The sequence below is a fragment of the Streptomyces sp. NPDC005533 genome, from assembly GCF_042871845.1.
Lineage (GTDB): Bacteria > Actinomycetota > Actinomycetes > Streptomycetales > Streptomycetaceae > Streptomyces.
This window is the reverse complement of record NZ_JBIAJH010000006.1, coordinates 114,270-133,810: the sequence shown is the minus strand read 5'-3', so window position 1 is coordinate 133,810 and position 19,541 is coordinate 114,270. Positions and strand designations below refer to the sequence as shown.

11 protein-coding genes are annotated in these 19,541 nt (G+C 74.5%); 2 read left to right on the top strand and 9 right to left on the bottom strand.

The features are described 5' to 3' along the window. Positions 1–10 precede the first annotated feature (10 nt). The 3 genes from ACFYP3_RS08290 to ACFYP3_RS08280 form a co-directional block, all read right to left on the bottom strand. The gene (locus tag ACFYP3_RS08290) at positions 11–3,835 is read right to left on the bottom strand and encodes a UvrD-helicase domain-containing protein (protein WP_388828689.1); all 3,825 of its coding nucleotides are present in this window, start codon (positions 3,833–3,835) and stop codon (positions 11–13) included. Between the two features lie 44 nt (positions 3,836–3,879). Further along, complete coding sequence (locus ACFYP3_RS08285) at positions 3,880–7,242, bottom strand: ATP-dependent helicase (RefSeq protein ID WP_388828686.1); 3,363 nt, start codon at positions 7,240–7,242, stop codon at positions 3,880–3,882. A gap of 171 nt (positions 7,243–7,413) precedes the next feature. After that, a complete protein-coding gene (locus ACFYP3_RS08280; RefSeq protein WP_388828683.1) occupies positions 7,414–7,875 on the bottom strand; it encodes an MGMT family protein in 462 nt (153 codons plus the stop codon). Between the two features lie 17 nt (positions 7,876–7,892). On the opposite strand from ACFYP3_RS08280, the gene ACFYP3_RS08275 reads away from it, so the two are divergent. Next, the gene (locus ACFYP3_RS08275) at positions 7,893–10,793 is read left to right on the top strand and encodes a YbhN family protein (protein WP_388828680.1); all 2,901 of its coding nucleotides are present in this window, start codon (positions 7,893–7,895) and stop codon (positions 10,791–10,793) included. Between the two features lie 93 nt (positions 10,794–10,886). Then, entirely contained in the window at positions 10,887–12,491 is a 1,605-nt protein-coding gene (locus ACFYP3_RS08270; RefSeq protein ID WP_388828677.1) for an alpha/beta hydrolase, read from the top strand. A gap of 22 nt (positions 12,492–12,513) precedes the next feature. Here the strand turns inward: ACFYP3_RS08270 and ACFYP3_RS08265 are convergent, their stop codons facing one another. The 6 genes from ACFYP3_RS08265 to ACFYP3_RS08240 all read right to left on the bottom strand — a co-directional run bounded on the left by ACFYP3_RS08265 (position 12,514) and on the right by ACFYP3_RS08240 (position 19,516). Beyond that, complete coding sequence (locus ACFYP3_RS08265) at positions 12,514–13,572, bottom strand: DUF4365 domain-containing protein (protein ID WP_388828674.1); 1,059 nt, start codon at positions 13,570–13,572, stop codon at positions 12,514–12,516. A gap of 124 nt (positions 13,573–13,696) precedes the next feature. Further along, positions 13,697–14,875, bottom strand: a complete 1,179-nt coding sequence (gene moeZ, locus ACFYP3_RS08260) for an adenylyltransferase/sulfurtransferase MoeZ (protein WP_030709977.1) — start codon at positions 14,873–14,875, stop codon at positions 13,697–13,699. Between the two features lie 63 nt (positions 14,876–14,938). Continuing rightward, complete coding sequence (locus ACFYP3_RS08255) at positions 14,939–15,694, bottom strand: spherulation-specific family 4 protein (RefSeq protein WP_388828671.1); 756 nt, start codon at positions 15,692–15,694, stop codon at positions 14,939–14,941. Next, positions 15,682–16,692, bottom strand: a complete 1,011-nt coding sequence (locus ACFYP3_RS08250) for an NAD-dependent epimerase/dehydratase (RefSeq protein ID WP_388828668.1) — start codon at positions 16,690–16,692, stop codon at positions 15,682–15,684. The genes ACFYP3_RS08255 and ACFYP3_RS08250 overlap by 13 nt, the downstream gene beginning before the upstream one ends. A gap of 131 nt (positions 16,693–16,823) precedes the next feature. Beyond that, positions 16,824–17,909, bottom strand: coding sequence for a hypothetical protein (locus ACFYP3_RS08245; RefSeq protein WP_388828665.1), 1,086 nt, complete (start codon positions 17,907–17,909; stop codon positions 16,824–16,826). Continuing rightward, positions 17,906–19,516, bottom strand: a complete 1,611-nt coding sequence (locus tag ACFYP3_RS08240) for a DUF3492 domain-containing protein (RefSeq protein ID WP_388828662.1) — start codon at positions 19,514–19,516, stop codon at positions 17,906–17,908. The genes ACFYP3_RS08245 and ACFYP3_RS08240 overlap by 4 nt, the downstream gene beginning before the upstream one ends. Between the last annotated feature and the right edge of the window lie 25 nt (positions 19,517–19,541).

Genomic DNA, 19,541 nt, shown 5'->3' with positions numbered 1-19,541 from the left:
GCCCACGAGCCTAGCCGTCCGCCTGATGGTCACCGCCGGTGTCCGTTTTGCCTTGGAGGATCCGCTCAAGGCGGGCCCGGTCGGGGAGGTTGCGGGGGCGGATCACGCGGCCGCTGCGGACGTGCAGGAAGGCCGCGGTGACCTGGCTGAGCGGGGTGTTCGTGGCCTCGGCCCAGGCCAGGCGGTAGACGGCGAGCTGGAGCGGGTCGGCCTCGGTGGTGCGGCCGGTCTTCCAGTCGACGATCTCGTACGAGCCGTCCGGGTTGCGGTAGACGGCGTCGATCCGGCCGCGGATGACGCGGCCGGCGAGGGTGAGCTGGACCGGGGCCTCCATGCGGTGGGGCGGCCGGTCGGCGTACGGGCTGCGCTCGAAGGCGGCCTTGAGGGAGTCGAGGTCGGCCTCGTCGGCGATCTCCTGGTCGGAGCCGGCGCCGGGGAGGTCGGAGACGGGGTCGAGGACGTCGAGGAAGGGCAGCGGGAGCTCGTCGAAGCGGGACTCGACCCAAGCGTGGAAGCGGGTGCCCTGGCGGGCCGCGGGCTGCGGGGGCTTGGGCATGGGGCGGGCGAGGTCGCGTACGAAGCCCTGCTCGTCGGCGGCGAGCCGGAGCAGCTGGCTGGCGGAGAGGGCGGCGGGCAGCTCGACGTCGCGGACGGCCGCGCGGGCGCGGCGGAGCTCGCCCTCCAGGGCGTCGAGGTCGCGGTCCCAGGAGGCGATGGCGCGCGCGTCCTCGGGTGCGAGTCCGGCTGCGCCGCCGGTCTGTCGGCCCCCGCCGGCCCAGGCCTCGCCGGCCCAGGCCCCGCCGGCCCAGGCCTCGCCGGCCCAGGGGTCGTCACCGTCCGGGACGGTGGCACCGGTGCGGGGCTCCGCCGCCGGGCGGGCTTCGCCCGGGCCCTCGGCGACGGCCCAGTGGGCCGCTTCCGGCCAGAGGTCGTCGTCGAGCGGGGCGGTGGGGTCGGCGGGGGCGGATTCCTCCCCCGCCCCGCCCCTTCCCGGAACCGGGGCGCTGCCCCGGACCCCGTCGTCGGCCGGGCCTGCGGCCCGCGGCGCGGGCACACGGCCGACGGCGTCCTGGCCGGAGCCCGGGCGCGCCTGCGCCGAACCCGGGACCCCGCCCTGGCCACCGGGAGCCGGCTCGCCGGCAGGGACCTGGCCCGGGCCGGGGTGCGGGTGCGCCGTGCTCGGGGCGGCGTCGGGGTGCGGCTCGGTTGGGGCGGCCTCGGGCCAGGCGTCGTCGTGCGGCCAGGGCTCCTCGTCGTAGGACGGGTCCTCGCAGTCCGGGGGCCAGAGGTAGGACTCCTCCTCCGGCGGGGGCGGGGCCGCCAGGTAGGACTCGACCAGGGCGGCCGCCGCACGGCGCAGGGTGAGGGAGTGCGGGTCGAGCGGGAGGGGCCAGGAGTGGTCCGGGGTGGAGTCGTCGGCGAGGGACGGGTTCTCGGCGGCCGCTTCCGGTTCCTCGGCCCAGGCCTCGATCTCGCCGTGGCCCGCCTCGCAGTGCTCGTACAGGGCCTGGAGGAAGGCCGACGGGCCGCGGCGCTTCTTCTGCGTCGGGCCCCACCAGTGGCCCGAGGCCAGCAGGAGCGAGCGGGGGCGGGTGAAGGTCACGTAGCCCAGGCGGAGCTCTTCCGTGGCCTTGTGCTCCTTCAGGGCCGCCTTGAACGCCTTCAGGCCGGCCGAGGTCCAGTCCGGGTCCGCCGGCAGGGTGGGGGCGTCGCCGCGCAGCGCGTACGGGAGGACCTTCGCGTAGGCGGTCCAGGCCTCCGGCGCCTTCTCCTTGGGGAAGGAGCCCGCGCACAGGTCCGGGACGACGACCACGTCCCACTCCAGGCCCTTCGACTTGTGGGCGGTCAGGACCTTGACGGTGTTCTCCCCGCCCGGCAGGGCGTGGTCCAGCCCCTTCTCGTACTGGGCGGCCGTGCGCAGGAACGCCAGGAACGCCGTCAGCGAGGCCTCGCCGTCCAGCGCGGCGAAACCGGCCGCGACGTCCATGAAGTTCGACAGGGTCTCGCGGCGGCGGGCCGCCAGCGCGTGTGGGGAGGCGGACAGCTCCACCTCCAGGCCGGTCGCGGACAGCACGCGGTGCAGGACGTCCATCAGGGGGTCGGCCAGGGAGCGGCGCAGGTCGCGCAGTTCCTGGGCGAGATGGGCGAAGCGGACCCGGGCCGCCGCCGAGAAGGGCAGGTCGTCCGGGGCCTGTCCGGCGCCGTCGAGGAAGGTCTCCAGCGCGTCGGCCAGCGACACGATCTCGGCCGGGTCCACGCCTTCCACGGCCGCAGCGAGCCGTTCGTCCGGGTCCGCACCGGCCGGCGCACGGCCCACCATGAGCCGGGCCCGGCGGCCCAGCAGGGCCAGGTCGCGCGCACCGATCCGCCATCGGGGGCCGATGAGGAGCCGGACGAGGGAGGCGTTGGCGCCGGGGTCCTGGAGGACCTCGCAGACCGCGACGAGGTCCGCGACCTCGGGGAGGTGCAGCAGCCCGGAGAGGCCGACGACCTCCACCGGGACGTCCCGGTCCACCAGTACGGCCTGGATCCGCGCGAAGTCCCCGGCCGAGCGGCACAGGACCGCGATCTCGCGCGGCTCCGTGCCCGTGCGGACCAGGTGGGCCACGGAGTCGGCGAGCCAGTCGAGCTCCTGGGCGTGGGTCTCCAGCAGGGCGCAGCGGACCTGCCCCGCGCCCTCCGCCCCCGGACCGGGGCGCAGCGCCTCCACGCCCTCGTGCAGGGCGCGCAGCGGGGCCGCGAGCCCGTTGGCGAGGTCGAGGAGCCGGCCGCCGCTGCGCCGGTTCTCGCTGAGGGAGAGGCGGGTGGCGGGGCTGCCGTCGGCGTGCGGGAAGTGCTCGGGGAAGTCGTCGAGGTTGGCCACGGAGGCGCCGCGCCAGCCGTAGATGGCCTGGCAGGGGTCGCCGACGGCGGTCACGGCGTGGCCGGAGCCCGCGCCGAAGAGCCCGGAGAGCAGGAGCCGCTGGGCGACCGAGGTGTCCTGGTACTCGTCCAGGAGCACGACCCTGAACTCCTCGCGCAGCAGGGCGCCGACCTCGGGGCGGGTGGTGGCGAGCTGCGCGGAGAGGGCTATCTGGTCGCTGAAGTCGAAGAGGTCGCGGGCGCGCTTGGCGGCGCGGTAGCGGACGACGAGCTCCAGCAGTTCGAGGCGGCCGCGCACGGCCTCGGGGACCTTGCGCAGGTCCTCGTTGGTGAGCTTCGTGCCGGCGAGCACGTCCAGCAGCGCGGTGTCGTGGAGGCGCAGCCGCTCCGGCTCGACCAGGTGCTCGGACAGCTCGCCGTCGAGCGCGAGGAGGTCGCCGACCAGGTCGGGGACGGACTTGGTGAGCGAGGGGTACGGCCCGGGGGCCTCGCGCAGCACCTTCGCGGCGAGCTGGAAGCGGGTGGCGTCGGCGAGGAGGCGGGAGCTGGGCTCCAGGCCGATGCGCAGGCCGTGGTCCTTCAGGAGCTGGCCGGCGAAGGCGTGGTACGTGGAGATGCGCGGCTCCCCGCCGGTCCCCTCGGCCCCGGCTTCGGCGCGGGCTTCGGCCGGTGAGGGGTCCGGGTCGGTGATGCCGGCTCGCGCGAGGGCCTTGCGCACGCGCTCGGACAGCTCGCCGGCGGCCTTGTTGGTGAAGGTCAGGCCGAGGACCTGCTCGGGTGCGACCGCGCCGGTGCCCACCAGCCAGACCACGCGGGCGGCCATGACGGTGGTCTTGCCGGAGCCGGCGCCGGCGACGATGACCTGGGGGGCGGGCGGGGCGGTGACGCAGGCCATCTGTTCGGGCGTGAAGGGGATCCCGAGGAGCTCTTTGAGCTGCTCGGGATCGGTGAGGACGGACGCACGCGCGGACACGTAAAAAGGCTAGCCGCCCGCACCGACAGCCCCGACCGTCCCGCTCACTCGACCGTCTGGCGGCCTTCGGGACGGGCGCTGCACGCGGTGCGGAAGGAGCAGTGGTCGCAGTGCTTGCCCGTGGCGGGCGCGAACCGCTCGTCCAGCACGCGGCCCGCGGCGGTCGCGAGCAGGTCGCCGACCCACTCCCCGTCGAGCGGCTGCTGGGCCTGGACCTTGGGGACGGTGTCGCCGCCGTCGCGCTGGGCCGCGCCCTGGCGGAGCTGGACGAGCTCGGCGCCGCCGGGGGCGGGGCGCAGCCCGTCGAAGACCTCGTCGACGGCGCCCTCGCGGACGGCGAGCTGGTAGACGGCGAGCTGGGGGTGGCGGGCGACCTCCTCGCGCGTGGGCGCGGACTTGCCGGTCTTGAAGTCGACGACGTACGCACGTCCCTGCGGGTCCGCTTCGACGCGGTCCATGGAGCCGCGGATGCGGACGGCGACCTCACCGGCTTCGAGTGTGACGTCGAACTCGTGCTCCGTGGCCACGGCCGTCCGGCCCCCGCGGTCGGTGGCGTGCCAGCGCAGGAAGCGTTCGAGGGCGGCCCGGGCGTTGTCCTTCTCCTGGCGGGACTTCCAGGGGGCGTCGAAGGCGAGGGCGTCCCACACCGAGTCGAGGCGTTCCATGAGGACGGCCAGGTCGGCGGGGGTGCGGCCGGAGGCGACCTCGTCGGCGAGGACGTGGACGACGTTGCCGAAGCCCTGGGCGGCGGTGGAGGGGGTGTCGGCCTTGACCTCGCGGCCGAGGAACCACTGGAGGGAGCAGGTCTGGGCGAGCTGCTCCAGGGCGCTGCCGGACAGGGCGACGGGCCGGTCCCGGTCGCGCAGCGGGACGCTGCTGCGGGTGGGCTCGTACAGGCCCCACCAGCGCTGCGGGTGCGCGGCGGGGACCAGGGGGCGGTCCTCGTCGTCGGTGAGCGCGGCGAGGCGGGCGAGGCGTCGGGCGGCGGCCTCGCGCAGGGCGGGCGAGGCGTCCGGGTCGACGGTGGTGGCGCGCAGCTCGGCGACGAGCGCGGACACCGCGAGGGGGCGGCGGGGGCGGCCGGTGACGTCCTTGGGGGTGACGCCGAGCTCGGTGAGGAAGCGGGAGGGCTGGTCGCCGTCGTCGGCGGGGGCCTTGACGGCGGTGACGACGAGGCGGTCGCGGGCGCGGGTGGCGGCGACGTAGAAGAGCCGGCGCTCCTCGGCGAGGAGGGCGCCGGGGGTGAGGGGCTCGGCGAGACCGTCGCGGCCGATGCGGTCGGCCTCCAGGAGGGAGCCGCGGCGGCGGAGGTCGGGCCACAGGCCCTCCTGGACTCCGGCGACGACGACGAGGGACCACTCCAGGCCCTTGGAGCGGTGGGCGGTCATCAGGCGGACGGCTTCGGAACGGACGGCGCGGGCCGTCAACGTGTCGGCGGCGATGTCCTCCGCCTCCAGTTGTTCGAGGAAGTTCAGCGCGCCGCGGCCGCCGGTGCGCTCCTCGGCGCGGGCGGCGGTGTCGAAGAGGGCGCAGACGGCGTCGAGGTCGCGGTCGGCGTTGCGGCCGGCGGCGCCGCCGCGGCGGGCGCTGCGCTCCAGCCGCTGGGACCAGGGGGTGCCGTCCCAGAGGATCCACAGGGCCTCTTCGGCGGTGCCGCCGCCCTGGAGCAGCTCGCGGGCCTTGCGCAGGAGCAGGCCGAGGCGCTGCGCTCCGCGGGCGTGGACGGGGTCGTGGGCGGTGAGCCGCTCCGGTTCGGCGAGGGCGCGCGCGAGCAGTACGTCGGAGGGCGCGGGCACCTTGACGCCGGCGGCGCGCTCCTCGTCCCGCAGGGCCCGGCCGAGCCGCCGCAGGTCGGCGGCGTCCATGCCGCCGAGGGGGGAGGTGAGCAGCGCGATCGCCGCCTCCACGTCTCCGGCGGGGTCGGCGGGGTCGGAGCCCGCCCCGGGCCGCGCCTCGCCCGCGGCGGCTTCGTCGGTTCCGGCGGCTTCGTCGGCTTCGGCTTCGGTGGTCCCGGCCGGGTCCCCGGTGGTCGCGTCGGCTTCGGCGGCCGGGGGCAGGGTGGCCGTGGCGGCGAGGCGCAGGGCGGTCAGGAGGGGGGTGATGGCGGGTTCGTGGCGCAGGGGGGTGTCCGTGCCGTCGGTCTCGGTCGGGACGCCCGCCGAGATCAGGGCGCGGCGCATCGCCGGGAGGGTGCGGCCGCCGGCGCGGACCAGGACGGCCATGTCCTGCCACGGGACGCCGTCCTCCAGGTTGGCCCGGCGCAGGATGTCGGCGATGTTGTCGAGCTCGGCGCCGGCCGTCGGGTACGTGAAGACCTCCACCCGGCCGCCCTCCCGCACGGGTGCGAGGTCGCGGTGCGCGCGGACGGCGTCGGACGGCAGGCGCGGGAGGGGCATCCGGGTGGTGAGGAGACGGGTCGCCGTCAGGAGGGCCGCGCCGGAGCGGCGGCCGACGGTCAGGGCCCTGATCCGTGCGCCCGGGAAGGCGGACTCGAAGTCGAGGACGTTGTTGATGTCCGCACCGCGGAAGGCGTAGATCGACTGGTCGGGGTCGCCGAAGGCGACCAGCGTGCCGCCCCGGCCGGTCAGGGCCCGCAGCAGCCGCAGCTGCGAGGCGTCCGTGTCCTGGTACTCGTCCACGAAGATCGCGTCGTAGGCGGAGGCCAGGGCGGGGGTGTCTTCCGCCAGCAGGACCGCACGGTGGAGGAGTTCCGCGTAGTCCAGCGTGCCCTGGAGGTCGAGGACGTCCAGGTACTCGGAGAGGAAGGCGGCCGCCGCCTTCCAGTCCGGTCGGCCGATGCGGTCGGCGAAGGAGGAGAGGGCCTGGGGGCCGAGGCCCAGTTCCCGGGCGCGGGCCAGCACCGCGCGGACCTCGTCGGCGAAGCCGCGCGTGGTCAGCGCCGCCCGCAGGTCGTCGGGCCAGCGGATGGAGCGGCTCCGGCGCTGGCCGTCCAGCAGGGTGCGGACCATCACGTCCTGCTCCGGGCCGGACAGCAGCCGCAGCGGGTCGGCGAAGAGGTCGGTGTCCTGGTGGGCGCGGACCAGGCCGTAGCAGAAGGAGTGGAAGGTGGTGGCCTGCGGGGCCCGCGCGCCGCCGAGCCGCAGGGCGGCCCGGTCGCGCAGCTCCACCGCCGCCTTGCGGCTGAAGGTGAGGATGAGGACGCGGGCGGGGTCCGCCCCCGCCTCCACCCGGGCGGCGACCGCTTCGACCAGCGTGGTCGTCTTCCCGGTGCCCGGTCCGGCCAGGACGAGGAGTGGTCCGCCGGTGTGGTCAACCACCGCCCGTTGCGCTGCGTCCAGCACAGGGGGATCCACCCGTTCCGGCCCGGTGCGCACCAGGCGGTACGCGTCCGGGGTCCGTGTACGCCGCCGCTCGGCGCGGTGGCTTTCGGAGGAAGAGGTGATCACGTGGGGTGCCGGTCCTGGTGGGTCTGCGGGTGTTGCCGTGACGGCTCGCGGAGAAGCCGAAGAGGCAACGCTACGGCAACCGGCCGGCGCCGCGCAGTCCCCCCGGGTACCCCGGACGGACGTTCGCACGGTCGCCCGATCGCCCGTCCGGGCCGCGCATGGCCGAAGCTGTCAGGTGTGAGCCTCGTCGCGCGTGCCGTCCCGTCCGGGGTCTCCCGGGGCCCCGTCCCAGCGCGCCCGGCGCATGTCCAGCCGTGGTTCGCCGGCCGCCGTCAGGCGCAGCGGGGTGGCCTCGGCCCGGTAGTGCTCCAGGGCGCGCAGCTCGTGGCCGGGCAGGGGTACGCCGTCCGCCCGCACCACGCGCCACCAGGGCACGGCTCCGCCGTACAGGGCCATGACACGCCCGACTTGGCGGGGACCTCCCTCGCCGAGCCATTCGGCGACGTCGCCGTATGTCATCACCCGGCCGGGCGGAATACGCTCGGCCACCTCAAGCACGTGCTCCGCGTACGCGGGCAGCTCCTCACTCATGCGGCACATGGTGCAGTACGCCGGAGGCCCGTCGGCGGAAGTCGGGGTTCCGGACCGGCGCGCACCCTGATGCCCCGCTGGCCCGTCGGTCCGTGCCACCATCTTCCGGGCGGTGACTGGTGATACGTGATCAAGAAGAGACGGATGTGACGACGAAGGAGCAGGGTGTGAGCCCTCCGAACGGCGCGGCGACGGACGACGGCGCGCGCCCGGACGACGGTGCCGCCTCCCGCCCCGAGCCCGCTCCGGCGACCCGCCCGGAGGCCACACCGGAGACCCCCTCGGGGGCCGTACCGGAGGCCCCGCCGGAGGCGCCGCCGAAGGTCCCGCAGAAGCCCCGGCCCGCCGAGGGTGCCCCCGGCACCACCGGCGGCGGTACGGACGGCGCGGCCGGCGACGCGGAGGGGCCGCACGGCCACGCGCCCACGGCGGCCGACCGCGTCGAGGTCGACGAGCCGCTGCTCGCCGCCCGCGTGCACCGGCCGTCCGACCTCGTACGCCTGCTCGTCGGCATCCTCGGCATCGCCGTCCTGCTCGCCATCGCCGCCTTCGCCCACGGCACCACGGTCGGTCTCGAGGAGGACATCAACAAGGGCACCGGCCAGGCGCCGGACCTGCTGATCAAGGTCGCGGCGCTGGTGTCCAGCATCGCGGTGCTGCTGCTGCCCGTGGCCTTCGCCATCGAGCGGCTGATCAAACGCGACGGGCTGCGCATCGCCGACGGCGTGCTCGCCGCCGTCCTCGCGCACGGCGTCACCCTCGCCACCGACCTGTGGGTCTCCCAGGCCGCCCCCGACACCATCCAGGACGCCCTCACCCGGTCGGCGGGCGGCGGGGCCCTCACCGACCCGGTGCACGGCTACCTCGCGCCCGTCATCGCGTACATGACCGCGGTCGGCATGACCCGCAGACCCCACTGGCGCGTGGCGCTGTGGGTGGTCCTGCTGCTCAACGCCCTCACCATGCTGGTCAACGGCTACACCACACCCTTCTCGATCATCCTCACCGTGCTGATCGGCTGGAGCGTCGCCTACGGCACCCTGTACGCCGTCGGCTCGCCCAACGTGCGCCCCACCGGGCAGAACCTCCTCGCCGGGCTGCGCCGGGTCGGCTTCCAGCCGGTCAGCGCGATGCGCGCCGAGATGCCCGAGGGCCCCGAGGCGTCCGAGGTCAGCGACCGGGGCCGGCGCTACCACGTCACCCTGGAGGACGGCCCGCCGCTCGACGTGACCGTCGTCGACCGCGAGCAGCAGGCCCAGGGCTTCTTCTACCGGGTCTGGCGCCGGCTGACCCTGCGCGGCATCACCACGGGACGCAGCCTGCTGTCGCTGCGCCAGGCGCTGGAGCAGGAGGCGCTCCTCGCCTACGCGGCCATCGCGGCCGGTGCCAACGCGCCGAAGCTGATCGCCACCTCCGAGCTCGGTCCGGACGCCGTGATGCTCGTGTACGAGCACCTGGACGGCCGGACCATGGACTCGGTCCCCGACGAGGAGATCACCGACGAGCTGATCCGCAACGCGTGGGAGCAGGTACGGGCCCTCCAGTCACGGCGGATCGCGCACCGCCGGCTCACCGGCGACGCACTGGTGGTGGATCGTTCCGGCAACGTCATCCTCACCGACCTGCGGGGCGGCGAGATCGCCGCGGGCGATCTGGTGCTGCGGATGGACATCGCCCAGATGCTCACCACGGTCGGCCTGCGGGTCGGCGCCGAGCGGGCGGTGGCCTCGGCGGTGTCGGTCCTCGGCCCGGACGCGGTGGCGGACTGTCTGCCGCTGCTCCAGCCGATCGCGCTGAGCCGTTCCACCCGGGCGACGCTGCGCAAGCTGGCCCGGGAGCGGGCGGAGCGGCAGCGGGAGGCGGTACTGGAGTCCTCGCGGGCGGCGAAGGCCGCGCGCGAGGCGGAGTCCGCGGCCGCGGCCGGCCCGACCGCCACGCCCGCCGCCTCCTCGGCGGCGGCCGACCGCAAGGCCGAGAAGAAGGCCCTGGACGACGCGCTCGACGGGGCCCGCGAGGAGGATCTGCTGAGCCAGATCCGCCAGCAGGTGCTGCTGATCCGCCCGCAGGCGCCGGTGGAGCCGGCCCGGCTGGAGCGGATCCGGCCGCGCACGCTCGTGTCGTTCATCGCGGGCGCGTTCGGTGCGTACTACCTGCTCACGCAGCTCGCCCACGTGGACTTCGCGACCATCGTCGGCGACGCGCAGTGGGGCTGGGTCGGGGCGGCCCTCGCCTTCTCCGCGCTGACGTACTTCGCGGCGGCGATGAGCCTGCTGGGCTTCGTACCGGAGCGGGTGCCCTTCCTGCGGACGGTGATCGCGCAGGTGGCCGGATCGTTCGTGAAGCTGGTGGCGCCGGCGGCGGTCGGCGGTGTCGCGCTGAACACGCGCTTCCTGCAGCGGGCGGGGGTCCGGCCCGGACTCGCGGTGGCGAGCGTGGGCGCCTCCCAGCTCTTCGGGCTGGCCAGCCACATCCTGCTGCTGCTGTCCTTCGGCTATCTGACCGGGACGGAGAAGACGCCCGAGATGACGCCGTCCCGGGCGGTCATCGCGGGGCTGCTGACGGTGGCCGTCCTGGTGCTGGTGGTGACGGCGGTCCCGTTCATGCGGAAGTTCGTCGTGACGCGGGTACGGGCGCTGTTCGCGGGGGTCGTGCCGCGCATGCTGGACGTGTTGCAGCGGCCGAAGAAGCTGATGACCGGCATCGGCGGGATGCTGCTGCTGACGGGCTGCTTCGTGATGTGCCTGGACGCCTCGATCCGCGCGTTCGGGGGCGGCGAGGCCATCAGCTACGCGAGCATCGCGGTGGTCTTCCTGGCGGGCAACGCGCTGGGTTCCGCGGCACCGACGCCGGGCGGCATGGGCGCGGTCGAGACCACGCTGACGCTGGGGCTGATCGCGGCCGGGCTGGAGAAGGAGGTCGCGATCTCGGCGGTGCTGTTGTTCCGGCTGATGACGTTCTGGCTGCCGGTGCTGCCGGGGTGGATCTCGTTCAACTTCCTGACCCGCAAGGAAGCCATCTAGGCCGGATCCTTCAGCCGGCGGCCTTCGGGCCGGGGGGAACCCGTTCGGGTCAGCGCGGGGGCGCGGGTGGCGGAGGGCGCACAGGATGGAGACATGCCGAGAAACGCCTTGCGGGTCACCGCCGCCGCCGCGCTCGCCGCCGGCCTGCTCACCACGGCCGCGTGCTCCGACGACGGCGAAGGGAGCCGGCCGAAGCCCGACGGCACCCAGCCGGCCAAGCCCCTGAAGTGGGGCGACTGCGACGCCCCCACCCCGGCCCAGGGCAGCGGCCCGGTCCCGCCCAAGGACTGGCAGTGCGCCACCCTCGACGTCCCCCTCGACTACGCCGACCCGGGCGGCGAGACCATCCCGATCGCCCTGATCCGCGCCAAGGCCCGCGACAAGGAGAATCGTCTCGGCTCCCTGGTCTTCAACTTCGGCGGCCCCGGCGGCTCCGGCGTCGCCACCCTCCCCGGCGCCGCCAAGGAGTACGAGGCCCTGCGCTCCCGCTACGACCTGGTCAGCTTCGACCCCCGCGGGGTGGGCGCCAGCGCCCCCGTCCGCTGCGAGGACGACAAGCAGCTCGACGTGTACTACGCGCAGGACTCCTCCCCGGACACCCCGCAGGAGGAGAAGGCCTACGTCGACAACATCAGGAAGTACCAGGAGGCCTGCAAGAAGAACTCCGCCAAGCTCCTCCCCCACGTCGGCACCCCCGACGCCGCCCGAGACCTGGACCGCATCCGCCAGGCCCTCGGCGACGAGAAGCTGAACTACTTCGGTGTCTCCTACGGCACCGAGCTCGGCGGGGTCTACGCCCACCTCTTCCCCAAGAACGTCGGCAGGGCCGTCTTCGACGCCGTCGTGGACCCGACCAAGAACTCCGAGGAGGGGGCGATGGGCCAGGCCAAGGGCTTCCAGCTCGCCCTCGACAACTTCGCCCAGGACTGCGTGGACCGCGGCGACGAGTGCCGGCTCCAGGGCAGCACGCCCAAGGAGATCGAGGCCAACGTCATCAAGCTCCAGAAGGAGCTGGCCGCCAAGCCGATCCCGGGCATCGGGGCGCGGCAGCTCACCGAGAGCGCCGCCACCAACGGCATCGCGCAGGCCCTGTACTCCAAGGAGCTCTGGCCGCTGCTGGAGCAGGGGCTCGACGAGGCGGAGGGCGGGCAGGGGCAGCTGCTGATGGCCTTGTCCGACGCCCTCAACGGCCGTGACCAGCAGGGGCGTTACAGCAACATCGGCGCCGCGAACACCGCCATCAACTGCGTGGACTCCAAGGACCGTTACACCCTGGAGCAGACCAAGGCCGGCCTGCCGGCGTTCCGTTCGGCCTCGCCCGTCTTCGGTGACTTCCTCGGCTGGGCGATGATGAGCTGCACCGGCTGGCCGGTGCCCGGCACCTGGGAGACCCCGGACGTGTCCGCCCCCGGCTCCGCCCCGATCCTGGTGATCGGCAACACCGGCGACCCGGCCACCCCGTACGAGGGCGCCCGCAAGATGGTGGAGCGGCTCGGCCCCGGTGTGGGCGTGGAGCTCACGTACAAGGGCGAGGGCCACGGCGCGTACAACAGCGGTGACACCTGCGTGCAGGAGGCCGTCAACTCCTACCTGCTGGACGGGAAGGTGCCGGGCGCGGGCACCGTCTGCACCCCGCCCCCGGGCACCTCGCAGCCCCCCGCCCAACCCTCGGCCCCGACGGAACCCCTCGGCGCCTGACCCCGGCCCGGCCGGAAGGACGTCACGCCCCCTCCGGGGCCCCGTGCGGGTAGGCGGCCTTGAGCCGCCTCCTGCGGGAGATCTCCTCACGGACGTAGAGGCCGCCCAGAAAGACGAGCAAGAACTTCGCCAGCACGGGCGTCTGCACCACGAAGATCCATTCGAACACCGGGTTGGCCGTCCACGCCGACGTCTGGTGGGCCATACCGACGTACCAGCCGGACCAGACCAGGGAGAACGCCCACCATCGCAGCGCCCTCGCCCGGGGCCGCTTGGGATCCCGGCTGCTCGCGGCCAGCAGGGAGAGCACCGTGCCGTAGTAGCTGACCAGCCACATCCATCCGGCCGACCACCACGAGTAGTGGCCATTTGTCTCCACGGCCTGGTACAGACCCGGTCCCTGCATGGCCAGGCAGCACAGGATCACCGTGATCATCAGCCCCCGCCGCACGGCCGGGCCGAAACGGGGGTGCCGTTCGTGGAAGTCGACCGCGGGCACCGCCATGTCGTACGGAAGACCGCCCACGGGGGTCGGCTCCACGTCGTCGGAGTGCCGGCCACGGAGCCTGTTGACCTTGCGTATCAGGCTCTGCCCGAAGCCGACCTCGATCGGCCTCACCCGGTCGTTCTCCGCGATGAACCGGCGGATGCGAAGGACCACGGAGGCCACGGTGTCGGCGTCCAGAACCGCCGCTTCGCCGACGGGAACGCTCTTCGGGGTCCTGCCCCGCTCCAACTCGTGGAGCAGGTACTGGGTGAGGTTCGCCCAGAAGAGCTTCTTGAGGTCCGGGTCGTAGACCACGCCGATCACGGGAATCCTGCTGCGCGTCCAGTCGTGGAGGTGTTCGCGGCAGGAGATCCCGTACCCCACCGCGCGGCGGTACGCCGTACCGCTCTTCACCTGTACGGCGACGAGGTCGCCGGTCCTCTCCCCGTTCAGAGTGAAGCTCAGATAGCAGTCCTCGCCGTAGTCGTTTCCGCCGTCGATCTCCTGGACTATGTGCCCCGCGGCCTCCAACAGCGTCCGGAACTCGTTCACTCCGGCCCGCTCCGTCTTCTTCGTGGGCAGCACCCTGGCCATCGCCCGTCCCCCTCCGCCGTCGCCTGGCGGCTTCATCGTAGGGACGAGCGCCGACAACGGCGGGCGAGAGGGCATGACGAAGGGGTGTCCCGTACGGGACACCCCTTCGTCGGACCGCTACGTCTTAGTAGACCGGCTTCTCGGGCTCGATCTGGTGGACCCAGCCGATGACGCCGCCGCCGACGTGCACCGCGTCGGCGAAGCCCGCCGACTTCAGGACCGCGAGGACTTCCGCACTGCGGACACCCGTCTTGCAGTGCAAGACGATGCGCTTGTCCTGCGGCAGGTCCTGGAGGGCCGTGCCCATCAGGAACTCGCCCTTGGGGATCAGCTTCGCGCCGGGGATCGAGACGATCTCGTACTCGTTGATCTCGCGGACGTCGATGATCTCGATGGGCTCGTCGTTGTCGATCCACTCCTTGAGCTGCTTGGGAGTGATCGTGGAGCCGAGCGCCGCCTCCTGGGCCTCCTCCGACACGACGCCGCAGAAGGCCTCGTAGTCGATGAGCTCGGTGACGGTCGCGTTCGGACCGCAGACCGCGCAGTCGGGGTCCTTGCGGACCTTGACCTGGCGGTACTGCATCTCCAGGGCGTCGTAGATCATCAGGCGGCCGACCAGCGGCTCGCCGACGCCCGTGAGCACCTTGATGGCCTCGGTGACCTGGATGGACCCGATGGACGCGCAGAGCACGCCCAGCACGCCGCCCTCGGCGCAGCTCGGGACCATGCCCGGCGGCGGGGGCTCCGGGTAGAGGCAGCGGTAGCACGGGCCGTGCTCGGACCAGAAGACCGAGGCCTGGCCGTCGAAACGGTAGATCGAGCCCCACACGTACGGCTTGTTCAGCAGCACGCAGGCGTCGTTGACCAGGTAGCGCGTGGCGAAGTTGTCCGTGCCGTCGACGATGAGGTCGTACTGGCTGAAGATCTCCATCACGTTCTCGGCTTCGAGCCGCTCTTCGTGCAGGACCACGTTCACGTACGGGTTGATGCCCAGCACGCTGTCGCGGGCCGACTCGGCCTTGGAACGGCCGATGTCCGCCTGGCTGTGGATGATCTGGCGCTGCAGGTTCGACTCGTCGACCTCGTCGAACTCCACGATGCCCAGGGTGCCGACGCCGGCCGCGGCCAGGTACATGAGGGCGGGCGAGCCGAGGCCGCCCGCGCCCACGGCCAGCACCTTGGCGTTCTTCAGGCGCTTCTGGCCGTCCATCCCGACATCGGGGATGATCAGGTGGCGGGAGTACCGACGGACCTCGTCAACGGTGAGCTCAGCAGCTGGCTCGACCAGGGGTGGCAGCGACACGGGGACTCCGTAGATGGTGACGTCTTAACGGTGGTTCTCTCCGTAACACTGCCACGCCCGTCTTCATTCCAAGACACCTGTCCCAATTCTTGAGACGATTTCGTCCCAGTAGCCGGGCATCGAGGCCCACGGGTCACGGTCGCCGACGGCCCGCCGGTCCGTGAACCAGATGGTGCCCGCGCCCTGCCAGCGGGCGATCCGCATCGCCTCCTCCAGGTGCGTGCGCGGCACCCCGTGGACCAGGTGGCAGAACCGCTCCGCCGGATGGTCCGCGGTCCACTCCGCCACCTGCGACCACCGGTAGTCCGCCCAGGGACCGGAGAAGGTGACCAGCTGGTCGGCGACCTCCGCGTAGCCCTCGTACGGGTGCGTCCCGTGGCCGAGCACGATCCGCAGGTCCTCCCCCAGACCGCGCAGGGTCTCGACGACCCGGCGCACCGAGGCCAGGTCCGCCTGGTCGGCCGGGGTCTCGGCGAGGTAGAAACCGCCGACGCCGTACCAGTCGCGGAAGCGGTGGGCGTCGGAGACCAGCTCCCCGAACGACCGCGATCCGTCCCGCATCGCGAGATGGCCGAGGACGGTACCGCCCGCCCCGCGCAGCTTCGCCGCCGCTTCCGTGCAGTGCGGGTCGGGCCGCCCGCCGGGACCTTCCGTGACGTTGAGCACGGCCCAGTGCAGCGGGGTGCCGGGGCGGGTCAGCTCGGCCCACTCGACGGGGGCGAGCAGCGGGTGCGCGTAGCCGGGGATGCCGAGGCCGAGGCGGCCGGCCTCGGCCTCGGCGGCGGTCACCGACCCCGGCGGCGCGGTCAGATGCGGCACGCCGCCTCCATCCAGATGTCGGCGAGGGATTCCTCCAGGTTGATCCGGGGCCGCCAGCCGAGCCGGTCCCGGGCGGTACGGACGTCCGCCTGCTGCCAGGCCCCGCAGCCGTCGGGGTACGGGTACGGCTGGGGGGCCGCGCCGGACAGCTGTTCCGCGGTGGCCTCGGAGCGGGGGGCGCCGATGGAGGCCAGCCCGGCCGGCCGGCCCGGGTGCGGGTGGCCCTGCTGGGCTCCGCCGTGCGGGACGTCCAGCTCGTGCAGGGCGCCCGCGTACCCGGCGACCCGGGCCAGGACGGCGGCCGCGTCGCGCAGCCGGACCGCGCGGCCGGTGCCGATGTTGACGACGCCCTGGGCGGCGGACAGGGAGGCGGCGTGCACGGCCCGCGCCACGTCCCGTACGTCCACGAAGTCGCGCTGCACGCCGAGCCCGCTGAGCTTGAGCTCGCCGTCGCCCGACTGCATCGCGCGGCGCATGGCCTCGGCGAGCCGGCCGAGCGGGGATCCGGCGGGGGTGCCGGGGCCGACGGGCGAGAAGATCCGCAGGACGACGGCGTCCAGGCCGGAGCCGAGCACCAGCTCGGTGGCGGCCAGTTTGCTGACGCCGTACGGCCCGCCGGGTCTCGGCACGGCGTCCTCGGCCGTGGAGGACCCGGGCTGACTGGGCCCGTACTCGGCGGAGCAGCCGAGCTGCACCAGCCGCGCCCCGCAGCCGCTGCGGCGCAGCGACTCGCAGATCGTGGCGACGGCGACGGTGTTGTGCCGGGTGAGCTCCCGGGCCCCGCCCCGGGTGGCGCCGGCGCAGTTGATGACGACGCCCGGGTGGACGGCGTCGAGGAAACGGGTGAGCGCGCCGGGGCTGCCGGTGGCGAGGTCGAAGCGGACGTCGGCGTCGTCGCCGCGGCCGAGCGCGGTGAGCTGGACGGCGGGGTCGGCGAGCAGCCGGTCGGCGACGTAGCGGCCGAGGTATCCGTTGGCTCCGATCAGCAGCACCCTCATCGCGAGACCCCTTGGTTGGTTGGCTGGCCGGTCATGTCTGTTTCTCCTTGCGGACGGGTGGGTGGATGGGGCGGGGTACGGGTACAGCGCCTCGGCGTCGGCTCCGAAGGTCGGTGGTCGTCCCTGCCCCGTCAGGGCCGCGCGTGCGCGGATGCACGGGACAGGGCGAGGACGGCGTGCAGGAGGAGTCCGGCCGCGGCGGCGATGGCCGCCGCCGGGACCGGGATCAGGGCGAGGGCGAGGGCGGCGCCGACGGGGCCGCGGTGGGCGCCGTGCCGGAGCAGGAGCCGCGTCAGGAACAGCAGGAGGGCGAGCGGCACGGCCACCGGGAGCGCGGTGCCGGCGAGCGCGGCCGCTCCCGCGGCGGCCGCGGTGAACACGGCGGCGGCCGCGACGAGCAGGGGCCGGGCCCGGTCCGCGAAGTCCTCCAGGGCGCGGCTCCCGCCGAGCCGGGCCCGGGCCCCCGCGGCGAACGCGGCGGCGACCAGGTGCCCGGGGGCGACGGACAGCGCGAGGCCGACCGCGAGGGCGGCGCCGTGCCGGTGCGCGGCCCCGGCCACGAGGGCCGCGGCCAGCAGGTGCGCCGCGTACGGGAACCGGCCCCCGGCGGCCCGCCCCGGCCACACCAGGGCGGCGACGGTGACGGCAACGGCGACGGGCCCGGCCCACGCCGGGTCGACGGCGGCCGCGCCGAAGGCGAGGGCCCCGGGCAGCAGCGCGTAGCCGAAGCCCCGGAAGGCGGGGGCCCCTGCGGGGGCCCGGCCGGGCCGGGCGGCGGGGTGTTCCCCGCGCGGGCTCCGGGCGTACAGCTCCTCGGCGAGGGAGAAGACGTCGCGGTGGCGGAAGCGGGCGGCGGTGCGGTCGGTGATGCCGTGCGCCTCCAGGCCGGCGGCGATCTCCAGCGGGTCCACGGCCCGCTCGCACAGCTCCCGGTGCCGGTGCAGCAGCGCCTTGACGGGATCCCCACCGGGCCGCCGCCGCACGGGCTTCGCGGCCGCCTCGTCGCTCGCGGCCTCGCCGTTTCCGCCCTCGCCGGTGTGTGGGCCGCGGGGGTCCGGGGGCAGCGTTCCGGGCATCGGCGCCGCGCCGGACCGGGCACCGGCGGGCGTCCTCGGACCCGGGGCGCCGCTGCCGGGGGTCCGCCCCGCACCCCGCGCCTCGAACACCGGCGGGGCCGGCAGGGCCGGGGGTGCGGTCTGCGGGTCGACGGTGGTCATACGGCGGCCTCCGAGCTCGGGTCCGGGAGGGGCTCGGCCCAGGTCGGGCTGGTCCAGTGGCCCGGCACGCGCGCCTCCGGGGGCCGGGCGAAGGGGACCTCCCCGGCCGGCCGGGCGGAGCCCTTCGCCAGCATCCGCAGGTAGATCTCCTGGAAGGCGGCGACGTTCTGCTCGACGGTGAAGAGCTCCAGGGCCCGTGCCCGCGCGGCGGCGCCGAGCCGCTGCGCCCGCTCGGGATCGCGCAGCAGCGACAGGCAGGCGTCGGCCAGCGCCCGGGGGTTGCGCGGCGGCACGACGAGCCCGGTGCCGCCGATGACCTCGAACACCGCGCCCACGTCGGTGGAGACGGTGGCCCGGCCGCAGAGCATCGCCTCGGCGAGGGTCACCGGGAAGCCCTCGATGACGGAGGACAGCACGACGACGCGCCCGGCGCCGTACGCCTCGGCCGGGGACGGCGCGTCGGGCCCGCCGATCTCCTCGAAGGTGACGGGGTTCTCGCCGACCGTGACCGCGTCGGCGGCCTCGTCGGGGAAGAGCTGCGCGGCCAGCGAGCGGCAGTCGGCGAGGTAGCCGGGGGCCGCGGCCGTGGCGAAGATCCGCAGCCGGGTGTCGGGCGCGGCCCGGCGGACCTCGGCGAAGGCGTGCAGCAGGGCGATGAGGTCCTTGGCGGGCTCTATCCGGCCGACCCACACGAGCGTGTCGGGGTCCCCGCAGTCGGCGGCCTCCCCGACGGAGGCGAATCGGTCCGCCTCCATTCCCGGGTAGACGGTGCGCAGCCGCTCGCGGGTGGCCCCGCACTTCTCCTGCCAGCGCCGGGCGTGCGCGTTGCCGGGGGTCAGGAAGTCGGCCCGGGCGTAGATCTCGACGGCCAGCCGCAGGTGGAAGGCGGCGAGCAGGGCCCGTACGGCGGGGCGGTCGGCCGGCTCGCGCCGTGCGTCGAGCTGGGCGAGGTAGTGGGCCCGGAGCTGGACGCCGTACTCGGTCACCAGCAGCGGGACCCCGCAGAAGCGTTTGGCCAGCAGGCCCGGGAGGGCCGCGACCCCGCCCGCCGCGGCGTGGCAGATGTCGGCCGCGCCGAGACCGCCGGGGTCCTCGTACCAGTCGAGGGACAACGGCCTCAGCAGCCGCTCCAGTTCGTCCACGAACTCCAGCAGGTCGGTCACCTGCGCCGCCCGTACGGTGCCGCTCGCGCCCGGCGCCCGGCAGGCGGACTCCAGCGCGCGCACCGCGGACTCGGAGCGCAGGGCCGCGTACAGCCCGCCCTGTTCGCGGGCGAGTTCGGCGAGTCCGTACAGCCCGGAGGCGAAGGGGTCGGGCGCGCCGGCGCAGATCCCCTGGACCAGCTCCCGGAAGCACTCGCCGAACCGCCTGCGTTCGCGCCGGGAGTAGCTGCGCCCGTCGTCGGCGGGGGCCCACAGGGGGGCCGTCCGGACGGTGGTGACGTGCTCGGGCAGCGGGACCCGTGCGCGTTCCTGCTCGGCGGTGCGGCTCAGTGCGTAGAGCTCGAACTCGTGCTGCGGGAGCCCGCGCACGAGCCTGTCGCACCACAGCCTCGCCTCTCCCGTCGCATACGGATAACCACCTTCCGTGACCAGTCCGATCCGCACGAGTGGCACCCCCGATCTCCCGTTC